This window comes from Bacteroides sp. K03, from assembly GCF_019734355.1.
Classification (GTDB): domain Bacteria; phylum Bacteroidota; class Bacteroidia; order Bacteroidales; family Bacteroidaceae; genus Bacteroides; species Bacteroides nordii.
Map to the genome: position 1 here is coordinate 451,006 of NZ_JAASHC010000003.1, position 23,380 is coordinate 474,385.

21 protein-coding genes are annotated in these 23,380 nt (G+C 36.0%); 1 reads left to right on the top strand and 20 read right to left on the bottom strand.

The window, feature by feature from the left end; translation table 11 throughout:
• Positions 1–102: 102 nt before the first annotated feature.
• From HCG69_RS04305 to HCG69_RS04320, 4 genes are all read right to left on the bottom strand, one after another.
• Positions 103–444: a hypothetical protein gene (locus tag HCG69_RS04305; protein WP_221648997.1), complete on the bottom strand. Its 342-nt coding sequence runs from the start codon at positions 442–444 to the stop codon at positions 103–105.
• Between the two features lie 93 nt (positions 445–537).
• Complete coding sequence (locus HCG69_RS04310; RefSeq protein ID WP_002560789.1) at positions 538–1,005, bottom strand: GAF domain-containing protein; 468 nt, start codon at positions 1,003–1,005, stop codon at positions 538–540.
• An 82-nt stretch (positions 1,006–1,087) separates the two neighbouring features.
• Positions 1,088–2,821 (bottom strand): bifunctional UDP-sugar hydrolase/5'-nucleotidase, encoded by a 1,734-nt coding sequence (locus tag HCG69_RS04315; RefSeq protein WP_221648998.1) that lies wholly within the window; start codon positions 2,819–2,821, stop codon positions 1,088–1,090.
• 44 nt (positions 2,822–2,865) lie between these two features.
• Positions 2,866–4,779, bottom strand: a complete 1,914-nt coding sequence (locus HCG69_RS04320) for a HAMP domain-containing sensor histidine kinase (RefSeq protein ID WP_221648999.1) — start codon at positions 4,777–4,779, stop codon at positions 2,866–2,868.
• Positions 4,780–4,883: 104 nt separating this feature from the next.
• Here HCG69_RS04320 and HCG69_RS04325 point away from each other — a divergent pair, with 104 nt between their 5' ends.
• Positions 4,884–7,016, top strand: a complete 2,133-nt coding sequence (locus HCG69_RS04325; protein WP_221649000.1) for a Tex family protein — start codon at positions 4,884–4,886, stop codon at positions 7,014–7,016.
• Positions 7,017–7,106: 90 nt separating this feature from the next.
• Here HCG69_RS04325 and HCG69_RS04330 read toward each other — a convergent pair whose 3' ends face one another.
• From HCG69_RS04330 to HCG69_RS04405, 16 genes are all read right to left on the bottom strand, one after another.
• The gene (locus HCG69_RS04330) at positions 7,107–7,202 is read right to left on the bottom strand and encodes a smalltalk protein (protein WP_002560793.1); all 96 of its coding nucleotides are present in this window, start codon (positions 7,200–7,202) and stop codon (positions 7,107–7,109) included.
• Between the two features lie 86 nt (positions 7,203–7,288).
• Positions 7,289–7,765: an HU family DNA-binding protein gene (locus HCG69_RS04335; protein ID WP_221649001.1), complete on the bottom strand. Its 477-nt coding sequence runs from the start codon at positions 7,763–7,765 to the stop codon at positions 7,289–7,291.
• A 156-nt stretch (positions 7,766–7,921) separates the two neighbouring features.
• Positions 7,922–8,875, bottom strand: a complete 954-nt coding sequence (locus tag HCG69_RS04340) for a glycosyltransferase family 4 protein (RefSeq protein ID WP_221649002.1) — start codon at positions 8,873–8,875, stop codon at positions 7,922–7,924.
• Between the two features lie 32 nt (positions 8,876–8,907).
• A complete protein-coding gene (locus HCG69_RS04345; RefSeq protein ID WP_221649003.1) occupies positions 8,908–9,930 on the bottom strand; it encodes an NAD-dependent epimerase/dehydratase family protein in 1,023 nt (340 codons plus the stop codon).
• Between the two features lie 167 nt (positions 9,931–10,097).
• Positions 10,098–11,234, bottom strand: coding sequence for a glycosyltransferase family 4 protein (locus HCG69_RS04350; protein WP_221649004.1), 1,137 nt, complete (start codon positions 11,232–11,234; stop codon positions 10,098–10,100).
• Positions 11,231–12,022 carry a glycosyltransferase family 2 protein gene (locus HCG69_RS04355; RefSeq protein WP_195351043.1) on the bottom strand — a complete coding sequence of 264 codons (792 nt, stop codon included), beginning with the start codon at positions 12,020–12,022 and terminating at the stop codon, positions 11,231–11,233. The genes HCG69_RS04350 and HCG69_RS04355 overlap by 4 nt, the downstream gene beginning before the upstream one ends.
• Positions 12,023–12,079: 57 nt before the next feature.
• The gene (locus HCG69_RS04360; protein ID WP_255585418.1) at positions 12,080–12,946 is read right to left on the bottom strand and encodes an alpha-1,2-fucosyltransferase; all 867 of its coding nucleotides are present in this window, start codon (positions 12,944–12,946) and stop codon (positions 12,080–12,082) included.
• A complete protein-coding gene (locus tag HCG69_RS04365) occupies positions 12,924–13,763 on the bottom strand; it encodes a glycosyltransferase family 2 protein (protein WP_002560802.1) in 840 nt (279 codons plus the stop codon). The genes HCG69_RS04360 and HCG69_RS04365 overlap by 23 nt, the downstream gene beginning before the upstream one ends.
• Before the next feature lie 2 nt (positions 13,764–13,765).
• Positions 13,766–14,785 (bottom strand): glycosyltransferase, encoded by a 1,020-nt coding sequence (locus tag HCG69_RS04370; RefSeq protein WP_002560803.1) that lies wholly within the window; start codon positions 14,783–14,785, stop codon positions 13,766–13,768.
• A complete protein-coding gene (locus HCG69_RS04375; RefSeq protein WP_221649005.1) occupies positions 14,782–15,954 on the bottom strand; it encodes a hypothetical protein in 1,173 nt (390 codons plus the stop codon). The genes HCG69_RS04370 and HCG69_RS04375 overlap by 4 nt, the downstream gene beginning before the upstream one ends.
• A 5-nt stretch (positions 15,955–15,959) precedes the next feature.
• On the bottom strand, positions 15,960–16,964 hold the full coding sequence (locus HCG69_RS04380; protein ID WP_255585419.1) for a glycosyltransferase family 2 protein: 1,005 nt from the start codon (positions 16,962–16,964) through the stop codon (positions 15,960–15,962).
• 212 nt (positions 16,965–17,176) lie between these two features.
• Positions 17,177–18,406, bottom strand: coding sequence for a Coenzyme F420 hydrogenase/dehydrogenase, beta subunit C-terminal domain (locus HCG69_RS04385; RefSeq protein ID WP_221649007.1), 1,230 nt, complete (start codon positions 18,404–18,406; stop codon positions 17,177–17,179).
• A gap of 1 nt (position 18,407) precedes the next feature.
• Positions 18,408–19,469 carry a polysaccharide pyruvyl transferase family protein gene (locus tag HCG69_RS04390; protein ID WP_221649008.1) on the bottom strand — a complete coding sequence of 354 codons (1,062 nt, stop codon included), beginning with the start codon at positions 19,467–19,469 and terminating at the stop codon, positions 18,408–18,410.
• A complete protein-coding gene (locus HCG69_RS04395; protein ID WP_195349309.1) occupies positions 19,466–20,944 on the bottom strand; it encodes a lipopolysaccharide biosynthesis protein in 1,479 nt (492 codons plus the stop codon). Before HCG69_RS04395 ends, HCG69_RS04390 begins: the two co-directional genes overlap by 4 nt.
• A gap of 341 nt (positions 20,945–21,285) precedes the next feature.
• Complete coding sequence (locus HCG69_RS04400) at positions 21,286–21,768, bottom strand: UpxZ family transcription anti-terminator antagonist (RefSeq protein WP_221649009.1); 483 nt, start codon at positions 21,766–21,768, stop codon at positions 21,286–21,288.
• A gap of 78 nt (positions 21,769–21,846) precedes the next feature.
• On the bottom strand, positions 21,847–22,395 hold the full coding sequence (locus HCG69_RS04405) for a UpxY family transcription antiterminator (protein ID WP_221649010.1): 549 nt from the start codon (positions 22,393–22,395) through the stop codon (positions 21,847–21,849).
• Positions 22,396–23,380: the final 985 nt, after the last annotated feature.

Consider the following 23,380-nt stretch of genomic DNA (forward strand, 5'->3'; position numbering starts at 1 on the left):
ATTATATATAATGAATAAAGAAAAAAAAGAGTAATAATTTAATAATCAGCAACAAAGATACACTGAACGTATCTTCTACAGCAAACTATTAAATTATCATTTTCAAGCCCGGATTACAGGCGGAGCACGAAGAGAAAGTACCCGCAAATGCATTCCTGACACAACAGGAATCTCCCGCTGTACTTCCACGTAGAAAAGTAACGGACGTACAGGATCTATTACATTGACCGGTATATCAGCTTCCAGTGAATGGAAAGAAGATAAACGGTTAATTACAACAATCTCGGTTTTAGTGTGGGTGTGTTTGCCATGACTGGGGTGAGAGTGAACTATCATGACACCATTGACGTAGTGTACATGGGTAAACATCGTAATGCCTGCCTGATACACGGTAAATAGCGTCAGCAACAGAAGGGATGATAGAACTCTTTTTACACGTCTCACCTGTTATAGTCTCTTTATTTTAAAATTGAGGTGCAAAGATAAGCATTATCTCAAAGACTTTTAAATAAAAAGGGGATGTATTTAACAAATCATCTACAAATAGGTACAAAGTTCTTCGAGATACTTCCTATCCGTTTCATCAAAAGTACTCAGTTGCTCACTATCAATATCAAGTACTCCCCACACCTCACCATCTTTTAGCAACGGCACTACAATTTCCGAACGAGACAGAGAGCTACAGGCTATATGTCCCGGAAAAGCATCTACATCAGGTACAATCAGTGTCTGCTTCTCCTGCCAGGCAGTACCACAAACCCCTCTCCCCTTACGAATGCGTGTACAAGCAATAGGTCCCTGAAAAGGAGCAAGCACCAACTCATTCTCCTTCACCAGATAAAACCCAACCCAGAAGAAGTGAAACGCCTCCTTCAAAGCAGCAGTAACATTAGCCAAGTTGGCTATTAAATCGGTCTCTCCTTCAACAAGAGACTTTATTTGTGGCAACAAAGAAGAATATTGCTCTTCTTTACTACCGGATATAAGAATTAAATTTTCAGACACAACAAGAATAATTAGTGAGTAGTGATTAGTGATTAACAACTACACTATAGTCCGCATGGAACTAATCACTTATCACTTATCACTATTTAAACAGTTTTTTATAATCTCTCTCTGCAGCCGGCACCGTCCAATCTTCTGGAATAAACTTCCACTGATTCAAAGCACGAGGATCGAGCGTACCTTTCTTCTCAATGTAATTCATCAGATAGTAGCGTAAATCTTTATCTGTGGAAAAGATAATACGGTCTTTCAACTCATTCTGAGGGATACCTGCACCTTTTGTCAGCAGTTCACCTCCCCCATTGCCACGATAAGAGTTGAGAGCAACCTTATAAATCTTATCCATGCTGAAAGGAGTACCGTCTGCCATACTGATAATCATCACTTTTTCCCCTTGAGGTTTCGTAACATCTACTGTATAAATGATGCCCGCAGCAGAATCAAAATTAAAGCTGAAGTTCTGAAACGAAGCACGATCTTCTGCTCCTTCACGACGTTTCTTCTTAAACCACAACAGATGATCATTGGGAGATTTCATCTGATTAGTCCACATATAATAAGAAGCTTCAAGAACGTCTTTTATCTCCCTGCCGGAAAGTGTCATCACATAAAGCATATTCTCATACTTATATAAATTGAACATATCGCTGACATGAATATCACCTTTTTTAATCTCGGCATCAAATGACAGCGGAGCAGTAAAAGAAATATCAGCACCAGATATATCAAGTTGCAGGGAATGAATAAAATCAATAAAAGCCGAAGGACCAAAATAGGCCGGACGGGTAGATATATCTTCAGTAAAAGTACCTATTTTTTTTGATACAAACTGCTCTACTGCATTATACTGAGGAGCAAATTCTTTTATAAAATCCTCACTGATACCATAGTCTTCTGTGGGAGTAAGCACTCCTTCAATCTGCTTGCTCTGCACTTTACCATCTTTCAGTTTTACCGTCACATCCACATTGGAAACTACAATTCCATTACTGGCCGGATCAATAACCAACACAGAATCCCCCGCAACGTTCATAATCTTTTTACACTCACGGGCATGATCATGCCCCATCAATACAATATCAAAACCGGGAACATTTTTTGCCACATTCAGTGATGCATTCTCATTGTACTTGCCAGACATACGAAAAGCATCCTGCCCGGCATGGAAAAGCCCGACTACAATATCCGGATTCTCTTTCTCACGGATAATCTTCATCCATTTCTGTGCCGTTTGCTCCATATCATCGAAGCGAAGTCCCTGCCACAGATTTTCAGAAAGCCATGCAGGAATAGCAGGGGTAATCATGCCCAATACTACTATTTTAACTCCGTCCCGTTCTAATACTTTATAAGGTTTCAGATGAGTTTCACCAGTGGCAGTATCAATAATGTTTGCACCAAGCACAGGAAAATTGCATTCGCCAATCCAACGATCAAAAACGCCACGACCGGTTTCTACATCATGATTTCCCATATTACCGGCATCATACTTCATATAGTTCATCATTTCGGCACAGAGATGAGGAGAAACCGTATCTATATAATTATAATAATAAGCGGTAGGCTGGCCTTGCAATATATCACCGTTATCAAGCAGAATAAGATTATCTTTGTAAGTCTCACGCTCCTTCTGCACCAATGCATAAATACACGCCAGACTTCCTCCCCATTCTTTCTGAGTAATGAAATTATAGGGATAATAATTACCATGTACATCACTGGTCTGTACAATTTTCAATTTCACCTCACGCTCTTGTGCCGGCAACGCCAACATAAAGCATAACAGCAAGGTACAAATAGAAATAAATCTTTTCATAATGTCTATTTAATGTAATAAGGAAATAGAGTTATTTTACAAACTCATTCTACCGGCATTGAAAATACAAAACGGGCTCCTTCGGTATAGTCCGGATCCACCCATATCTCACCACCCCATTTCTCAACAGTAAGTTTACAGATGGACAATCCCAATCCTGTCCCTTGTGCATATTCGTCTAATTTTTCAAAGCGTTCAAATACTAACTTTTGTTTCTCCTTTGGAATGCCGCAACCAGTATCAGTCACAGAGAAAAAGGCTAACTTCCGCCCTTCATCCACCGAAAAGTCCAAAGTAATAACACCATCTTGTGTAAATTTAGCAGAATTGGAAAGCAGATTAATAATAACTTGCTGCAACCGCTGTACGTCCGTATTGATTACAAAATCCTCATACTTACTGGTGAACACAAACTTATTATTGGATTTACGGGAAAAATTTACTGAAGTCAATACCTGCCGGCACAACTGAACTACATCACAAGGTTCTTTCGTCATCCTCACCCTGTCTGCATCGAGCCGGGAGAGATCAAGTATATCATTTATTAATCGAAGCAACAGGTCTGAATTGGATTTAATAATTTCCGAATACCCCTTTCTATCTTCGTCAGAACTTCCTTCGGCGGTCAACACATCCGAAAAGCCCACAATAGCATTCAGCGGAGTACGTATCTCATGGCTCATATTGGCCAAGAAGGCACTCTTCAGCCGATTGGATTCTTCGGCACGATCTTTGGCTTCACGCAAATCTACTTCCGATCTTTGCAAGTCGTCCTTCAAACGCTTTGTTCTGAAATAGAAAAAGAGTGAAATGATCAGTCCTCCTGCCAATATTACAAATATGCTGATTGCCGCCCATATCTGATACATATATTCCTGATAGAATGATACAGGCCTACCAACTATTTCAACACGAAAAGGAAGAGATTTTATATCCAGTTTCAAATCCTTCACTTTTTTATAGTCAAGCACAGCTTTACTGCCTACTATCTCTACATGACTGACCGTATCTTTCGGATTGTCAAGCATACGAATAGCTTCACGAGCCATTTCACGACCAAAAGAGCGATAAGCAGGAATTACCCCGCCTACAGCCCAATACCCCAGTCCAATGGAAGCCGGAGTAAAAGCAGGTACCGTAGGATTAGCCTCCATCATCATATAAGTGGCATTACGCATAAAATAGCTCTCATTCATATCCACACGCCAGGTACCCACCATGACCGCCGTATTTTCAGGTAACTTCTGAAACTGATCCAGTATCGTATAAATTGTATTGGAACGCCCGTCCAACAATATCAAATCCATCTCCGGGAACTTCTTCATTTTTTCTCTCACAAGTGCCTGCATGGCAACTCCTCCATACGTATTATCGGATATGAAAGCGATATGACGTGTATTGGGATAGAAGTGTTTAAGTAATTGAATATTACCTTCAATATCATATTCGTAAACAAATCCCGCCTTCACTTTATGGTGTCCAAGATCATCGGAAAAGAAATCTACAGACTCCGGCATCCATTCTTTCAGGTTGATTGTATCTTCCGGCAAAATCACTGCATTACGGCTGGTCAAACTACACATAGCCGGTATTTGTGCCACCAATGAGTCTTCCTGTGATAAATAAGACGCCCATGCCTCCTGCCCCAATAAGATAATAAGCTCCGGCCGTTGAATACCCGTATATTTAGAAAGTATCTGATGCATCATTCCCTTCCACTGAGGAGCCTCCGAGAAACTTTTACAGTTCATATTCTCAATCTCAATATTGTACTTGCCACCGCATTTTGTATATTCATCCATGAAATCGGAGATGGTTACCGAAGTCTGATGAGCGGCCGGATTATAAGAGCAAATAATCAGAATAGACCGGGTATCCTGAGCTGCATAGCCCACCACTGGCCAAAGAAAAACAATGGGAAGGAGGAAGGAAAAGACATATCGGATATATGGCAACATATTTATATATACGCGTTTTTTTTGTTGCCGCAAATATACTAAAAGTTGGCAATTAATAGGAGATTAATATGTACATTTGTCAGCGAATCATTATAAAAACATTTATGGAATTATTTCACAAGATGATTTCTGCTGCTTTGAATATATCAGAGAAGCAGGTCAGTAACACTTTGAATCTACTAAAAGACGGCGCTACCATTCCTTTTATCAGCCGTTATCGTAAAGAAGCTACAGGAGGCCTGGATGAGGTACAGGTAGAAAACATAAAAACCCAGTACGACAAACTCTGTGAGATAGTCAAACGTAAAGAAACCATTCTTACCACTATCAACGAACAGGGCAAACTGACTGCCGAACTGCAAAAACGTATTGAAGGCACCTGGGATACTACCGAATTGGAAGACATCTACCTCCCCTATAAGCCCAAACGTAAAACCAGAGCGGAAGCCGCCCGCCAAAAAGGGCTTGAACCCCTCGCAATGGTATTGATGCTACAACGCGAAAATAATCTTGATGCTAAAGCTGCCGCCTTTGTAAAAGGAGACGTGAAAGACGTGGAAGATGCCTTGAAAGGTGCGCGCGATATTATAGCCGAGCAGGTTAATGAAGACGAACGTGCCCGTAATGCTATACGTAACCAATTCAATCGTCAGGCTATAATCAGTGCCAAAGTGGTGAAAGGCAAAGAAGAGGAAGCTGCAAAATACCGCGACTACTTTGATTTTTCCGAACCATTAAAACGTTGCACTTCGCATCGGTTATTAGCCATCCGCCGTGCCGAAGCAGAAGGTTTGCTAAAGGTATCTATTACCCCGGATGACGAGGAATGCATCGAGAGGCTCGAACGCCAGTTCGTTCGTAGCAATAACGAATGCGCCCGACAAGTAGCAGAAGCGGTACAAGACTCTTACAAACGACTGCTAAAGCCCTCCATCGAAACCGAATTTGCCGCCATGACAAAGGAGAAAGCCGACGAAGAAGCGATTCGCGTATTTGCCGAGAATCTTCGCCAATTGCTCCTTGCCCCGCCATTGGGGCAGAAACGGGTATTGGGTATAGATCCCGGATTCCGTACAGGATGTAAGGTAGTATGTATGGATGCACAGGGCAATCTGCTGCATAATGAAAATATCTATCCTCATCCACCGGTAGATAAGAAGAAAGAGGCGGCAGCCAAGCTACGTAAAATGGTAGAAGCCTATCAAATAGATGCCATCGCCATCGGAAACGGTACAGCCAGCCGGGAAACGGAATTCTTTGTTACCACCCAGCAGTTCGACCGTCCTTTACAGGTATTTGTTGTCAGTGAGCAAGGTGCTTCCATCTATTCAGCTTCTAAAATAGCCCGTGATGAGTTCCCCGAATATGACGTAACCGTACGTGGTGCCGTTTCAATAGGACGCCGATTAATGGATCCGCTTGCCGAACTGGTAAAAATTGATCCGAAATCCATCGGTGTGGGACAGTATCAGCACGATGTAGACCAAACCAAACTAAAAAAAGCACTTGATCAGACAGTAGAGAATTGTGTAAACCTGGTAGGCGTTAATCTCAATACAGCCAGTAGTCATCTGTTGACCTATATCTCCGGATTAGGACCACAGTTGGCACAAAATATAGTGAACTATCGTGCCGAAAACGGTGCTTTCGATTCACGTAAAGCATTAATGAAAGTTCCCCGCATGGGTGCAAAAGCATTTGAACAATGTGCCGGCTTCCTCCGTATTCCACAAGCCAAGAATCCTTTGGACAATACAGCCGTACATCCCGAAAGTTATTGCATCGTAGAGCAAATGGCTAAAGATATGAAATGCAGTGTTGCTGAATTGATTACCAATAAAGAGTTACGCAGCAAAATCAATGTATCAGCTTACGTCACTCCAACAGTGGGTATGCCTACTCTGCAGGACATCATGCAGGAGCTTGAAAAGCCGGGACGTGATCCACGCCAGACGATCAAAGCCTTTGAATTTGATAAGAATGTACGTACCATCAATGACCTCCGTGAAGGAATGATACTTCCGGGAATTGTTGGTAATATTACCAACTTTGGCGCTTTTGTAGATATAGGTATCAAAGAGAACGGACTGGTGCACCTCTCGCAATTAGCCGAACGCTTCATTTCCGATCCCACAGAAGTAGTATCTATTCATCAGCAAGTTATGGTGAAAGTTATGAGCGTAGATAATGAGCGAAAACGCATACAATTAACAATGATTGGTGTAGAGCAAAGCTAACGCAAATATCTTGATTATCTTAAAACAAAAATCGCCCGATTCACTCCTAAGAATGAACCGGGCGATCTCTTATTTATATCTATTTGTCCGCTAAGCCATCATAGCCTGTCCGCCAAATACACCAGCCAAGGCACTTGCCACAGCTATAACCACTTTCAAAATCGTATTCCAAATCGTCTTTTTCATTTTCCTCCCATTTTAATAACGTATCCAGTGCCGCGCAGCCAACTTTCAACTCTCAATTTTCAACTTTCAACTCTCTAAGCTTTCAACTAAATAGAAGGATCTTCCCCCTCACCCTCACCACCAGGGTTTCCTCCCTCGGTCATGCTCTTCAGCAAATCAGCATGTACAAACTGTACACCTTGCAACAGGGCACGTGTGGTACCAATAGCTGCCGGGCGAGTATACTCAGCCGTAAACTGGCACTTCAAAGCTGTTATCTGATTCGGGTTTACCTTATCGGCACTCTCTACTCCCCGGCCCTGCGTACGGGCTTTCATTGTAAATGTTCCCAAGCCATCCAAACGTACCGTACGGCTGTTCAGAAGTTGTTCCCGCATCGCCGACATCAGGTTACGTACCACATTCTGTACATCACCCGGGGTAAGGGATGATTTCTCAGCTATTACCTCAGCCAATTGCTGAGTAGTTACTGCTGCTCCGGTTTTAACCAGATTAAGATGCCATAACTTAGCTCCCGCTTTGTTGGCCATCGGTGATTGCACCGCTCTGTAAAATAAAGGCATAATTACCTCCTCTTTTTAATGTTACTAATCGTTTTTTTCATTCACACGTTTCGTTGATCAACATTGCAAAGATGAGAGTTTATTATCGGGTGGCAAACGAAAAAGAGGGAGGTAAAGCTGTTTCTCTCAGAAAGTTTGTAGAGGGATAATTATCAGTTAGTTGGAAGAAAAATGCAGGTAAAAGTATTTATGCATAAACAAGACATATAGAATACTTAATACCAAAATACTGCTCAATAAATACCAGTAGCCATACACCTGGAAATAGAAATAACCCACTATTACCAATGCCTGTATCACCATATATACAAAAGAGACTACCATATGAGGTACTTTTAGCTCATTTGCCATAATCTGATACAAGTGTTTCCGATGCGGCAATCCTATATTTTCATGAAGCATCAAACGATGGATGATAGTCAAAACACTGTCCACACCATACACAACTAATAGTATAATCCAACTGAAATCCTCCGTCTTGATTATCAGCTTACCGATAAGGAACAAAACAATAAATGCTATACTCACAGAACCTACATCACCGGCAAAGCATTTCGCACGCTTTCGGAAATTAAAGAAATTAAAAACCAGTACAGAACAAAGGATAGTAAGAATCAAATCCTGTTCTACAAAAAGAACAATCTCCTTATTTATATAAGCAAGAGCTACTAAAATAATCAAAGAGTATCCCCCCGTGATACCATTAATGCCATCCATAAAGTTGTAAGCATTGATAATACCCGTACAAATGATTAACGCTACAAAGATTGTCCACCAGGGAAGAGAGAATAATCCCCATTGATAGAACATCAAAGCCATAGCGGAGAAATGAAACACTAATCGTAATGCCTGAGAGGTAGAGCGGATATCATCTATAAAGCTGATAAAGGTGATCAGTGTCAGGGCAAGCATGAACCAGGGATATTCAAAATGATTCGTAAGGAAATAAGCTAATGCTCCAAAGTAGAAGATAACTCCCCCACCCCGTAAAGTGATCCGCGTATGCGAACTGCGTTCATTGGGTTTATCAATGATGTTATATTTATCAGCGAGACGAAAATAAAAAAGTTCTGCTGAGAAGAGCAGAACTAAGATTATTAAATAATACATGGTTTTATATTTAAGATATCTTCAATTGTAAATCATTCAAAGGACTTTACTGTCTTTATCAGTCCTTCTTTTGCAGTTATAGGCATTTGATCTATCCCCAAAGCTGCTTTTATCTTTGCGTTACTTACTACATAATTCTCTGTTAGCTTCCGAAGACGTTCTGTATTTAAAGGTAAGTGAAACAAGGTACCAAGCTCAGCACAACCTTCCATCAAACCTTTATTCACCTTCCAAATATGCATTTTTTTTCCCATCACCTCACACATAGTAGCTATCAACTCATTAGTAGACATCGCTTCATCATCTCCCATATGATAGATGCCACCCGGAATATCCTTCGTCAACAACCCTTCTATCACATAGCAAAGATTATCTATCGAAGTAAACGAACGATGATTTTCAAAAGCCCCCAAAGGCCACGGAATACCTTTCTTCACCACATTATACAACAAATTCAAATTCCCTTTATTTCCCGGCCCATGTATCATGCAAGGTCTTAATATATAAACCTGCTTGTTTAATTGACAGTTGACAGTGGACAATTGACAATTAGCTGCGCTATCATGCTGCATAGCAACTGTCAATTGTCCACTGTCAACTGTCAATTTATTAAGAATGTACTCTTCCGCCTTGATCTTACTTTCTCCATAAGGACCAATCGGAGCCGGGATTACATCTTCAGTGAGTATATCCCCTACTACGCTATCGGCAGCAGCTTTTACAGAACTGAAGAAAATGAATTTCTTGGTAGAAGATTGAAGAAAGAAATCAAAAATCTTTTGAGTCAAACCTGTGTTGATATCAAAATAAGACTGGGCAGCAGATTGATTTTTAGTGTCATGAGCTTTCCCGGCAAGATGAATAATGGCATCAAACTCCGGAAGATTCTGATAAGCAAAAGAATATAGCTGTATATCCTCCCATAAGAAGGTCTTTATTACCCCTTCTTTTTCAGGAGTCACAATATCCAAGCCATAAAGGGTATGCCGCCCTTTTAAAGATACTACAAGATTGGAGCCCACAAAACCGTGGATACCCGTAATAAGTATATTCATTAATTATTCCAGTTTGTAAACATCCAAACAAAAGGTTTAGGAAAGATAATCGGAGTAACAGAAACGGATGAAGAACCCCCTATCACAGAAAGTAAATTAAGACAAGTCTTGTTAATTTCTGATTTACAAAAATATTTCTTGTAAGAGCCACACAATAGACACACAAACTACACATATAACTTCTCTATCTCCTGCCAAATCACATGCTGTTCAAAATTATTCTTTACAAATTCTCTCCCAGCTTTTCCATACTTATTTCTTATGTCACCATCTTGCCTTAACAACCAGATAGCTTCTGCCAACTCGCCAGCATTATGCCCGACAAATAATCCCGTTTCTTTTTCAACAATAGAGTCAATACAGCCTGTCGCTTTAGTTGTTACAATAGGTAATTCCATAGAAGAGGCTTCTAAAACAGAGGTTGGGAAGCCTTCCCGATAGGATGGCAACACAAAAATATCCATCAGCCCATAATAGTATTCAATCATCGAATTCTCCACATAACCAGTACTAACAATAGCTGGATTTGTCTCTATATTTTCTACTATATTTTGTGGTAAAGCATCTCTCGTCTCCAGCATTCCCACCAACAAGACAGCTATATCATTGCTCTTTTTTTGAAGAATATCAAATGCCTGTATTAGTTCTATAATACCCTTATCTCTAACCAACCGTCCTGTAAAACCTATTGCAAAGCTATATTTATCAAGCCCCAATCTTCGCTTCAATATATTCAGCTGTACATTATCAATATTTTCTTTATTAAATCGAAAGATATCAATCCCATTACAGGTTCCTTTTGAAAGTAATATCTGCTTATAGGAAGGATTCAATTTATCTTCTAAACTCTTGTTACAAATTGATGGACTCACACAAACGATTTTGGTCGATAATTTTGCCGCCAATCTGTCCATCCATATAAGTAACTTCCTTTTAAAGCCCATAGAGGTCTCATACACAAGCCCGTGCCGAAAGTAAATACGAATAGGAACCCGCATAAAGAAACCAGCAATCATAGCTATCAATGCTCCTTTAGGAGTATGTCCAGTCACTATTGAAATCCTTTTTTCATGTACGTATTTACATGTAGCAACTATAGCTTTTATATCTTTCCACAAAGAAATTTTCCTCTCAATAGGTATTTCCTTATAGCCAAAACAATGTGATTCCGAATATTGCTTTATTTCGTCAGAAGGACTACAAATAATATATTCCTGATATCCTCTCTTTTTAAAATAAAGAAGCTGATCGCCTAAAAAATAGGGTATTACGAAATAGATATTAACAACGTGAAGAATATTCATTTAAGTTTTTGTAAAAACATTCGCCTTAGATATTTAAATAGAGAGAAAGAAGATGAAACCAAGAAAAGAGGATATGAGACATATGAATGTTTATACATGAATTTAAAATTATCCAATTCTCCTTTTTCCATCATCCACAATTTAGAGGAAAGCCCTTTGGCTCCCCAAAGTGGTTTATCATTCATTTTTGTCAACACTTCCCCCTGCAATATACAAAGCTTACCCAAAGTAGCTAACTGAAGCCATAACTTATAATCTTCAGAATACTTTTTGCTTTCATCAAATTTATATTTTTGTAATATGCTACGAGGGCACATTACTGTAGAAGTCACGAAACTGTTTTTCAGCATTAACCCAGTTAAAGAGATCTTTCGGATAAAAGAAAATGATTTTGAAAAATAACATTTATCACCTACACTGTATAAACTACCAGCAAGTACCAGATCCTTATTTTCCGCAAAAAGCTGAACTTGCTTTTCTATTTTATTCGGATACCATTCATCATCAGAGTCTAAAAAAGCGATGTACTCTCCTTTCGCATGAGATATCCCATTGTTTCTGGCACAGGAAGGACCAGCATTTACTTGTGTCACAAGTTTAATCTTTTCTTCATGACCTATTATCAAATCAGATAAAAGTTTAATCGTTGTATCAGTAGACCCATCATCAACAACAATAATTTCAATATTATTGTAGGTTTGAGAAAATACAGAGTTAATACAAGACAAGATTGTTTCGGAAGAATTGTACGTAGGAATTACTACACTGACAAGAGGTAAATGCATCATTAAAAAGGATGTTCAAACAAATGATTGGAATATTTATATCTACAAGTAATATCAGATTCAAATCTTAAACCATTCATCTAAAGCAATAGTCTTATCTGAATTTAAAGTCCATTTAGAAGGGGAAACAACGATTTTATTTGTGTTCATGTTTAAAAAAGCCCCCCACCACGAAAAAGAGCTGTTAGAGATAATGTTATGTCTACACAAAGACATTAGATAAATGTACCAATATTGAGGAATATCATAATTAGGAACATAAATTACATTTGTTGGTAGATTGACATACCTTCTTACCCAGTCTAAATCATCAGAAAAAACAAAAATCATAGCATTAGAAACTCTTCCGCGCATAATATCCACTGCTTTTTCATAATAGTGAGCATCACAAACTCCAAAAGTATTAATATGCTTAGACGAGAAGTAATCGCCTCTTCTTACATGTAATGCTATAGACCCCTCAGCTTCTTGTATCTTTGCTTTTATAGTATGCAAGACTATCGGTTCTTCTTGGGAAAGAAAAAAAGAGCCCTTTCTTCTCAAAGTTTCAGCATAAATAGTTTTCTGCCAATAGCCCTGCAAATAAACATCCCCTCTCTTACTCAAATATTTGAATAACTGTTCATCTGAAAAATACTTCTCCTCAATAAAACTATTTTTCAAACCATAAATAAATCTCAATAACCGATTCTTTGTACCTACATATTTAGAGAAAGAAATATCAGTGGTAACAGGTATACCAGGAACAACCACGGATAACTCCAATTTTCTTAATTTATCAGATTTTCCAAAAGAAGCAATATCATATATCACATCTACTTGGTACTTCTCTCTTAAAAACTCACCAAAAGAATACTGAAATAATTGATTTCCAATCCCTCCCCAGAGACGAACTATGACCATATTAGTTTTTTCTATACCCATCATAAAGTCTTAATAGATAACCATAAAAAACATTCTTAACAGCATATCTATAAAATGGATATGTATTTATATCAACAAATAATTTCTTTTGTATCATAGTATCCCCTATAGGATATGGATATTTCTGATTAAACATGTCCATATCGCGTAAATGAGATATAGAGTAATTTTTCTTTTTATTAAAGATTGGTTTATGACATAAATGCTCTGCAAAACAATTATCTAAAGCTATTGTACTCCATCCTTGTAAATTCAGGCGCATAACAACATCACTATCAGCAAAATAAAAGTTATAATCCTTCTCCTCTAAAAAGCCAATCGCCTCTAATGCCTCTCGCACATAGAATCCATGATTTAAAGTAACATATCCTTTGGGTAAAAGCCCCACACGATAATAATTATGTCTAGGAAATTCTCTAAAAAAGAAAGCACCAGCACCTATTTTTTCCCCATTTATTCTTCGCCTTTCCATTTCATCATACCCTTTCTGTAAACACCCTTTTTCCAATATTAAATCATCGCTCACCATTACGATATAAGGAGCCGAAGCATATTTAAAAGCAATATTCATAAATTCTCCCCATGAATGAGCCAATACACGTATACCTTGTGAATCAGTTACCTTATAGTTCGGCTGAATCATTGTAAAAATATCCCTTTGTTTAGCTAACCAATCGCATGTGCCATCAGTAGAGCCACCATCTATTACAATGATTTCAACATTTCCATTGAACCCATTTGTTCTTATACTATTAATTGTAGCCTTTAATAAATTCTTCCGGTTTTTGGAACCTAATACTACTGAAAGAGCGTATTCCATAATTAATAATCTGATTTAAATAATCTTGTTTTTAAATAATCCATAGTTCTACCAACAAACAACTTTAAATCACATGCGCTGTATCTTATCGGGTGATTGTATCCTTCGCTGCTATCCTTCGGGGTTTTAGTACAAAAAGATAAAATCGACATTTTTTCTAAGTCCCAACGCTGTGCGTAGTATTCATAAGTTTCTAAAGAGCGCTTTGATAGTAATCTTATATTTATCGTTTTATTTGATAAGTTTTCAAACTTATCAAATAAAACTCCATTATCTCCATCAACAATATATTCACTCATCGTAGGACTATTAGGTGATAATACGCATAAACCTAATCCCATCGCCTCCAAAAATCCCATACCAATTCCTTCCAACTTTCGGGGAGCAATAAATATATTGCATTTACTAAGTGCATTTAAATAATCTTCATGAGTATCAAACCAGCCATCAGTATAGTTAATCTCCATTTTATTCATACTCAAAATATTCTTATTGATTTTTGAACAAGTAGTAGAATCGGGAGAATCATGAATCAAAACCCTATTTACTCCCATACTTTCTAAGGAATTCAATAATTTTTGAATATTCATATTATTTGTTCTTCTCCAAATAAATGCTGATAACTTAGTCAAATCAAGAGTTGTATTTTTCCTTACAGGAGGAACATATCGCACGAGTAAACTATCAATTCTTAAATCAAGAAGAATCTTATGAATAGTAGTACTAAAAGAGATAAAACGAAACTTACGATACTTATACCAAGTAAAGTGGTTCCATGTTGAACAAGCATCATACATTGGAATAATAATTACTCTTTTAGGATCTACAGAAGATAATATGTCAAGAGATGGTATAATTTGCCAAAAAACATACAAGTCATATCCTTCTTTTATGACATCATTATTTGAATCAAAAAAAGAATATAGAACATCTACTTTATCAAGAGTTTGCAAAATTTCAATAAAAAATTGACTACTCCTTGTCTTTATATGAAAAGGATGATCATAAAAAGCAATATTCATCTAAAAATATTATTTTTTTGATTAGTATAGATACTCCAAACAGCCACCCACACAAATAAATATTTAGGACAAAAAACAAAAAGGCTTCCTGGATACAAAGACACTATAAAATGTACTAAAAAAAGAGCTGACTGATGAGAAAAATAAGATTTTGAAGCAAATCCTTTACAAATTGCACAAATTAGAAAAACAAGAAAGGGTATAAGAAATAGGATTCCACCCTTCAATATAATGTGTAAAAAACCTGTTTCAATCAAATTACGATACTCCTCACCTGATGACTCTATTCCAGGAGCATAATATACGCCATCAATACCACGTCCCCAAAACACATCACTTACATTACTAAACACATCATCAATAAACATAAATTCCACTTGAGACCTTGTATCAGTCATCCCTTTCTCTATCAAATTCGAAAATAGCGTAGTCGACAAATAACCATACCCCCTCCAAGCTATTAACGATAGAAAAAAAATAAAAAACAAGATCTTGATTTTTTGTTTACTGTTATTATCACCAAAGATTACAACTCCTACGATATTTAGAAAAAATGCAATAAATATATCTAAAACTAATCCACGCCTAGCCATTAATGTAGCAAAGATAAAAAGAAGTCCAAGAGAGATGAAAATGACAATCTTATACTTTAAACCAAAAGAGCGAATAAAATAGAATAAAATAATTGAAGTCGACCCCAAAAAGGCAGTTAACTGGGAGATTACTACAAAACCGAACTCTGTAAATAATGCTCTATAAGATAATAAAATAAGCGCTACAAAAAGTAATGACATCAAAAAAAATAAAGAGAACATTTTTTTTAACACATTTTCAGACAATATAAAATAGATCAAAGGCGTTAAATACAACATAAGCCCCATTCTGTCGTACACCTTATTTAACACAGACATCACAGTCAGATAATTTCCCCGAATCATTATAAAAACCCCCAGTATAACAAAAAAGCAAACACAAAAAGAAGTTAAACGACTATTTTGCTTCTTTACAAGAAAAAAGAAATTATAAAAAATAAACGACAAACCTGTCAATTGTAAAAAACGAATTATTAATATAGGAGAAGTATCACTATTAAGTATTGCAGATCCCCCAAAATATAATAAGCAGCCAAATAAAAACAATGTAGATCGGTTGACCGCATGTAACTTCATCAAATTTAACATTTTGAAAATCTGTGTATTTTATCATATAACATACATATCATTTTATAATAGTAGAAACCAATTCTAAGAGGCAAGATAAAATGAATATTCCTGATAAATACTCCCAACCGATTACTTGCTTTACATAAATAAACAAAACGATTAGATAAAGGTACTCGATTTACTATATGTTTATAATAAGTCCAAAGTTCTAAATCAGTAAGCACTGTCATAGCTACTGAGAAATAAGAATACCGATAACTTTCCAAAATAAAATAATTATATGGATTAGAAACATTATTATCACTAACAAACGAAATCATCTTATTAATAACATTAAAGTAATGAACTAAATGTTTTTTTTGATTAGTATCTGTACTAATTGTATTATCTCTTATGACATATTTATAAGTAATTGCATCACATAAAAACAATGATTTGGCGAATGTAGCCAATTGAAAACTCCACAAAACATCTTCATGCAATAAACCTTCTTCGAAAAATAAATTGTATTGAATTATAAATGATTTATTGACTAGTTTATTCCAAGCCATCACGTACCATTCATTATTATAAAGCGCCTCAACAATAGCACTATTCGATTCATATAATTTATTATCAAAGCAATATATTGGAAATTTCGCATTTACTTCATACGCTCCAACAACAACGTCATAATTTGATTTTAACGAAGACACCAATAAAGAAATACAATCTAATGAAATGTCATCATCGCTATCTAAAAAATACAAATAATCTCCCGTAGAAAATTTTATTCCTGTATTGCGGGCTGCAGACAATCCTCTATTTTTCTCATGATTAATTATTCTAAAATCAATATCACACTGATTATTATTCAGAAAATCAGATACTTTCTTCATACTATCATCAGGCGTGCAGTCATTAATTAATATACATTCAATATTTCTATATGTTTGATTCAATATTGATTTTAAGACTCTTTCTATATACAAAGAGACATTATAAACAGGAACAATAATTGAAACTTTTATATCCATAACATTATCCAGAAATAATCTCAAGAATTAAGAGTCTGTTTAAATATTCCTGAAATAATTTTTATATAGGCTTTATCGACCTGTTTTGATTTTCTTTTCGGTCTATTTTTCAGTTTTTATTCGTCACATAGCCCGCTATGCTCCTTATAAAAACTGAAAAATATCCTCGAAAACAAATCTCAAAACAGTGGCGAGCAAAATTTAAACAGACTCTAAGTAAAACGCCTATTAAAAAAACTAATCAATTTAAAGAAAACAATATTAATCCTGTAATATACCCAGCACAAACTTTTAACAACCGTATTACTTCCATATTCAGAAATTAAATATTGAGGGAAATTTCTTCTCTCTGGATATCCCCATTTTGCTATAATTTCATCAAAGTTCATGTTTTGGAAATCCAACCAAAACTCAGATCTCGTAACAGGTTCATTCCAAGCAGAAGAAAGACTTTTCTGACTTTTGGAAATTACAATAGAATCTCTTTCAAAACAAATAGTCTGATTTTTCACTAAATCAACAAGATTTCTCCCTTTAGAAGTATTTATCAACAACATCGAAATACCCTCATCTGTGTTTTTTTCTTCTTTACAAGTAGCTACATAACCCCAAAAATCAGCTAAAGTTATATCACTAACACGTTCCATATTGGCGAAGCGACATTGATAACAAGACTTTCTTAATATATTATCCCTCAGAAATAGTCGCATAAAAGGATCTTTAAACCAATTACCAAAATAAACCTCTCCAGATTCAAATATAGCTTTAGTGTTAAACCAACTCCAACTATTCCTTTTATCTCTAAAAGTATAAGAGATAAGTGATGATTTATAACAATTTTCCAACCATTCTTTATATTTAAAAAAAACATTAGGAGATGGAACTCCATGACAAACAAAATCACATGTCACTAAATTGCTATAATCACGTTGTAAATACCCATAAAGACCAGCTACCTGACAAGGTGCCCCACTAAACAAGACCATCCTCCCCTCCTTCAGAACCGAACGAACAGCTTTATATGACTCATGAATATTACTTTGCAAATACTTTGAGCCTCTCAATTTTGCTAAATCATCTTCTTTATCAATCATTATGTGAGATACAGTAAAATTAGAAGTAAACGCTGCCCCAAAAACAACGCCACCGCTTTTTAAAATATAAAGTGCCAATTCAGAGAATATACCGCCGGAAGAGCTCTCCTTCCTTAGTATCTTATTTCGACTCCAAATAGCGTATCCATATTGTTTTACTCTTTTCTTCTCTATCACATTCAATATAGGGCAACTCCTTTCACAGGTGCCACATTCAATACACTTTTCCACCAACAGAGAAGGCACATAAAAGCCCTCATCATCCTTAGATATACTCAAAGCCATCTTAGGGCAAGAATTAACACAAGCAAGACAACCTGTACACACTGATGATTCACAAAGTTTCATGTTACAGCTTGGATTTTAATACTGAGTAATAATTTTCTTCAAAATAAGGCATCAAATGATAAGTCAAATTCTCATTTGATAAAATATCATGAACTAATTGAGGTACATCTTCTAAATCAGGAGCAAATTTTACATAATTTTCGAACTCCACTGGGAACCATTTAACTCCAGAACTCAACTTATGATCTGTAGATGAAACTACTATAACAGGAGTACCTGCTATTAGTGAAAAAATAGTCCCATGATAACGATCTGTGATAACCAATTTATATTTAGAAAATTGCTCGAATATTTCAATTAATAATTTTTCTCTATTCGATCCTTCATTTATTATTGAATAAGGGATTGAAATAGTCGTATCGGTCATTTCAGTTGTTATATTTTCAAATTTATCACGTAATTTTTGTATTGTTTCTACTTTATAAAAAGCTTCTATATCATTTCTCATACAAAACAAAATTCCTTGACGATTATTAGTATAATGCTTTGAACCAATTAGTGAAGTGACAATATCAGGGTACAATAACAATCTGCAATTTACAAATATTTTTTGAGCATTTTGATAAGAGAGTTCATCTCTACAGCACAATGTAATTTTACCATGCTTGTTAAAAATAGTTGCTATTTTTTTTTCTTCATCTTTATCTTTAAAGTTAATTGTCTGAGGAAAGATGAATATTTTAAAATCAGGAAACAGTTGCGCTATTTTACAATATACATCTTTTTCTCTATATAAATCTGTTAAATGATAGCCACTATGAAACATCAAAAGATCGTCTGAATTAATCTGCTTTCTCAAATGACGAATAACCTTATCTGTCGAAGTTCTTAAAGTAAAAAAAACGCATTCATACTCTTCAAAATTTTGATTTATCCATTTTTGTATACAGTACATTTGCGCTTGATCTCCCATATTACTATGTCCCGGGGACCCAAATATAAAAACTGTTTTCCTGTTTTTAGATAATGATATAATATTTATTATTTTTTTTTCATCCCAATAAAGATCATATTTATTTCTGACAATTCCATACGCACTTCTTACAAATCGATTTAAGTTCATTTATTTATTCTATTTAGTATATATATTTTTACTTTTTTCTTTTCCTCCGCATTTAATCCTAAAAGATAAGAGAATAATATCGTGAATAAAAAAGAAACAATTACAGTAAGTATTAAACTTATCATGCCATCAGTATATTTACCAATTAATAATGGGAAGGGAATAACAACAAAGGTTATACAAACAACATTAAGTATCACTTTTCTACAAAACAACTTTGAGGGAAAATTAAGCATTGATACAAATAAAATAAGCCTTGTAAACAATAAAACCACACTAACCACACATCGAACTATCAAGGCAAAAACGGGACTATAGCCTAATGAAAACAGTATAAATGATGAAATTAAATTTAGCCAGAATATGGAACTGATAATTAATTGATAATTCCGAATTTTCCCTTTTGCTTGGATTATCATCCACAAGGGGCCTGATAATGTATCGATTAATAAAGAGATAATTGTAAATCGACAGAATAAAACAGTATATTGTGGTATACTTCCTAACCAAATTTGCAAAATTGCTTCTGTCTTTATTAAAATTGGCAAAGAAATTAAAAACAATAACAGATAAGAAATTTTTGCTGATCTAAATATTAATGACTCTAAATAGGGTTTATCTCCGGAAGCATAGGATTTTGTTATTTGAGGATTAAATGCAACTTGAAAATTCAGAACGAACTGATTTACTGCATTACTTATTTGATTAGTAACCCCCATAGCAGCATTAACAACAACACCAAAAAAAATATTTAAGAGCATATTTACACCTTGATTAGTAGCTACTACCGAAAGACTTCCAAATATACTCCAACCAGAAAAACTCACTAACTTATAAAACAACTTTTTATTCCAATAATAGAAAAAGCGGCATGCACTAAATTGATTAAGACAAAAATATACATATAACAATAAAACAACAAAAGAAACGACAGAAGTTAAAATGCTATAGCTTATTAATTTATCAAAATTCACCCACATCAGTAAATAAACAATTAACAATTTCAATATTACTTCTACTATCGAAATATAAGCATAAAATGACATCTTCTCATGAGCGACAATCGCTGCATTATAAGGAGTACACATCATATTTAAGAAAAAAGTAACTAATGTAAATTGATAAGTCCAATTTGCAGCAACCATCCGCTCTTCTGCTATATTAAGCTGTGTGTTAAGAAACCACAAACCAATACTCTCGCCTAAGATAATGATGATAAGAGATAATCCCAAATAGACAAGTAAACTAATACTAAATACTTGTTTGAATTTCAATAAGTTTTGTTTCCCCAGTTCATACGTTAGAAAACGTTGAGTCGCTTGCGTTAAAGCTCCATTTAAGAAAGAGAACAATACAACAACTCCGGCCACTACATTATAGATACCAAAATCCTCAATACCTAAAGTATTTAGAACAACACGACTCGTATAAAGACTAACTCCCATCGTTAGTAACATACGAATATAAAGCATCATTGTATTCTTCGCAATTCGCTTATTATTCTCTGAGTTATTTATCACTTTTTAGATGTAAACGTTTTGTTTAGACGTTAGTTATTTGCCCCCTACTCTCTATGCGTGGTAACCATTCAGTCAAAATCACAACGATTTTCTTGCCATCCATACATCTTCACACGGCACTAAGTTCCATCCAATTCAAGATGGTCTGACGGGAAACTTTGAACTTCAATTCAAACAAGTGAACCGTATCACGATAAATCAAATTCTCAAGTATAGTAAGAAATTGAATACCAATTTTAGCAACATATCAACGGCAGCATGAGTACTGCGGAAGTTTCTCAAAATCTTGTAGACTGTTATTCCACCTCTTCCCAATTCGGATACGGATTAGCCTCCAGACTCTCCAAATAGTCAAAAACCTCCCGTTCTGCCAAAATCAAATCACGACCTTCCCAACCATTGACTATTGTATGGGCTTCTTTCGCCAACTCATCATCAAAAGTTTCTGCGTAACAAGCTACTAAAAGCTGACACTTCAATAGTGAAGCAGGGAGTTTATCAAGTACCTTCCAACTACGGTCAAGAAGCGCCTGGATCTTTTTGTTTTTATTGCCATTGTCATAAATGGTGGCATGGAAACCACTCAGAAGGGTATAACAGAGCCGGGCTTCTTCTTCAACACCAGAACTACGACGGATGTAGAGATCTTCGGACTGACGGTATACCTCGAGATTGAGTTCGCAGAAACGGTCGGAATAAAGGGGGGTACCATCGAAACCTAAGTTGAGAAGCTCGTGCGTGATATGGCACAGGGCATCGATTTGGGATTGTAGAAACATGAATTTATTTACAATTTTGCGATTTACAATTTACGATTGAAAAATGATACAATTATCAATTAGATGATTTACAAGCAATTATAATGAGGAGTCGGAAATGCGTTCTATCAAGGAAGGATGGATATAGGCGGTAGCTACTGCCATGACTCCCTGAATACAAACCGACACGCGGCGATCTCCCTTGACACGAATGATAACTCCTTCCACACCCTCGAAGATACCACCGGTGACACGAACACGATCGCCTTTCTGTAAGGCGGTGGCGATGGGATCGAGGTAGACAATCTGCTCTTCGTAATTGCCCGAAACGGCAATGAAGCTACACATCTGGGAATCCGGAATGGTGATCGGACGACGAAGCTCCTGATTGAAGATGTAACGGACAGCCAAAGAGAGGGCGATGGACTGACGGATACGTTCGATACATTCCAAAGAGGAACGGACGAAGATAAGGTTATGTACCACAGGGACCAATTTACGTACTTTACGCTCCCCTTTCCGAATATACTCGTAGTGCATCGGGATGAAGTTCTCAATCTTTTCGGCATCTAAAATCTCTTTTAGGAGAAGCTCGCGGCTGTAAGTGACGCGAAGCGGATACCAGTGTATGTCAGTGGATTTGTTCACAATTGGATATTCTTTAGGGACACCGGGGTAGTGAAAACTCCTTCCGGTTAAGCGTGTATAAGTAGAGATTATCAATGAGTTATACACTTGCCCTCAATAGTGGCCCTATCACAGGGAACGAACATAAAGAGGGGATTTATGAGGTGTGTAAGGACTTGTTTTTATTGAAAACAAAGCGGGATGCACAACTTATTATAAACGAGCCGACTGAAAGCAATAAGTGTTTCAATAGACGTTCGTTTAATTGAACACTTTTTTTACACATCATATAAAAAGGGATTTTCATAAAAGCATACAGATAAAAGAGTAATTTATTTAATATCGTATATTACTAATAATCAGATCATTGAGGGTAATTCAACAAATATAATATCATTTTTTTTATTAAACATTTTGCCAGTATAAAAATACCTCATATCTTTGCGTTCAATTAAACGAACGTTTATTGAAACACTTTTATATTCGATAGATATTTTATTGATTTACAATACAATAAACACATAAAACAAGCATTTTTCTTCATTTTACCCCATAAATAATCCATACTAAATGAATTAATTAGCTACTTTCGCGATTTTAAACATTTTTATCATTAACAAAATTAAAATCGCAAATTATGAACCAAAAACTACAACAGAAAGAGGATAGTAAAAGAGTAAAAAAAACGAGAACAAAAAGTCTTTACTAACTAATAAACAGGAAATTCAATCAAAAAAAGGAAGAAAAAAGGAGAAACCAATGTGCGGTATTATTTCCTGTCACGAAGAATATATCAGAGACATGATATTGTTGTGCAAAAAAGGAGCAATGGGAGAAGATTTAAAGACATGTCAAGCCAGTTTAGCACGATTTATTTTTGAAAGAAACACACTCATTCATATAGTCAACGGGGAATACAAACAACTAAAATACAGCACTATAAAAACCTACATATCCCAAATATGGAATGAAGAGGAATAACACTAATCCGGTTATGAGGAGATAG

What these genes read in the sequence shown, in the direction of transcription:
- HCG69_RS04350 (WP_221649004.1), bottom strand. Translation starts at nt 11,234, where the DNA reads ATGAATATTCTTCACGTTGTTAATATCTATTTCGTAATACCCTATTTT.
- HCG69_RS04380 (WP_255585419.1), bottom strand. Translation starts at nt 16,964, where the DNA reads ATGGATATAAAAGTTTCAATTATTGTTCCTGTTTATAATGTCTCTTTG.
- HCG69_RS04395 (WP_195349309.1), bottom strand. Translation starts at nt 20,944, where the DNA reads ATGATGCTTTATATTCGTATGTTACTAACGATGGGAGTTAGTCTTTAT.
- HCG69_RS04315 (WP_221648998.1), bottom strand. Translation starts at nt 2,821, where the DNA reads ATGAAAAGATTTATTTCTATTTGTACCTTGCTGTTATGCTTTATGTTG.
- HCG69_RS04345 (WP_221649003.1), bottom strand. Translation starts at nt 9,930, where the DNA reads ATGAATATACTTATTACGGGTATCCACGGTTTTGTGGGCTCCAATCTT.
- HCG69_RS04330 (WP_002560793.1), bottom strand. Translation starts at nt 7,202, where the DNA reads ATGAAAAAGACGATTTGGAATACGATTTTGAAAGTGGTTATAGCTGTG.
- HCG69_RS04355 (WP_195351043.1), bottom strand. Translation starts at nt 12,022, where the DNA reads ATGATGCATTTACCTCTTGTCAGTGTAGTAATTCCTACGTACAATTCT.
- HCG69_RS04390 (WP_221649008.1), bottom strand. Translation starts at nt 19,469, where the DNA reads ATGAACTTAAATCGATTTGTAAGAAGTGCGTATGGAATTGTCAGAAAT.
- HCG69_RS04400 (WP_221649009.1), bottom strand. Translation starts at nt 21,768, where the DNA reads ATGTTTCTACAATCCCAAATCGATGCCCTGTGCCATATCACGCACGAG.
- HCG69_RS04335 (WP_221649001.1), bottom strand. Translation starts at nt 7,765, where the DNA reads ATGCCTTTATTTTACAGAGCGGTGCAATCACCGATGGCCAACAAAGCG.
- HCG69_RS04325 (WP_221649000.1), top strand. Translation starts at nt 4,884, where the DNA reads ATGGAATTATTTCACAAGATGATTTCTGCTGCTTTGAATATATCAGAG.
- HCG69_RS04340 (WP_221649002.1), bottom strand. Translation starts at nt 8,875, where the DNA reads ATGTATTATTTAATAATCTTAGTTCTGCTCTTCTCAGCAGAACTTTTT.
- HCG69_RS04370 (WP_002560803.1), bottom strand. Translation starts at nt 14,785, where the DNA reads ATGAATATTGCTTTTTATGATCATCCTTTTCATATAAAGACAAGGAGT.
- HCG69_RS04365 (WP_002560802.1), bottom strand. Translation starts at nt 13,763, where the DNA reads ATGGAATACGCTCTTTCAGTAGTATTAGGTTCCAAAAACCGGAAGAAT.
- HCG69_RS04375 (WP_221649005.1), bottom strand. Translation starts at nt 15,954, where the DNA reads ATGAAGTTACATGCGGTCAACCGATCTACATTGTTTTTATTTGGCTGC.
- HCG69_RS04320 (WP_221648999.1), bottom strand. Translation starts at nt 4,779, where the DNA reads ATGTTGCCATATATCCGATATGTCTTTTCCTTCCTCCTTCCCATTGTT.
- HCG69_RS04360 (WP_255585418.1), bottom strand. Translation starts at nt 12,946, where the DNA reads ATGATGGGTATAGAAAAAACTAATATGGTCATAGTTCGTCTCTGGGGA.
- HCG69_RS04385 (WP_221649007.1), bottom strand. Translation starts at nt 18,406, where the DNA reads ATGAAACTTTGTGAATCATCAGTGTGTACAGGTTGTCTTGCTTGTGTT.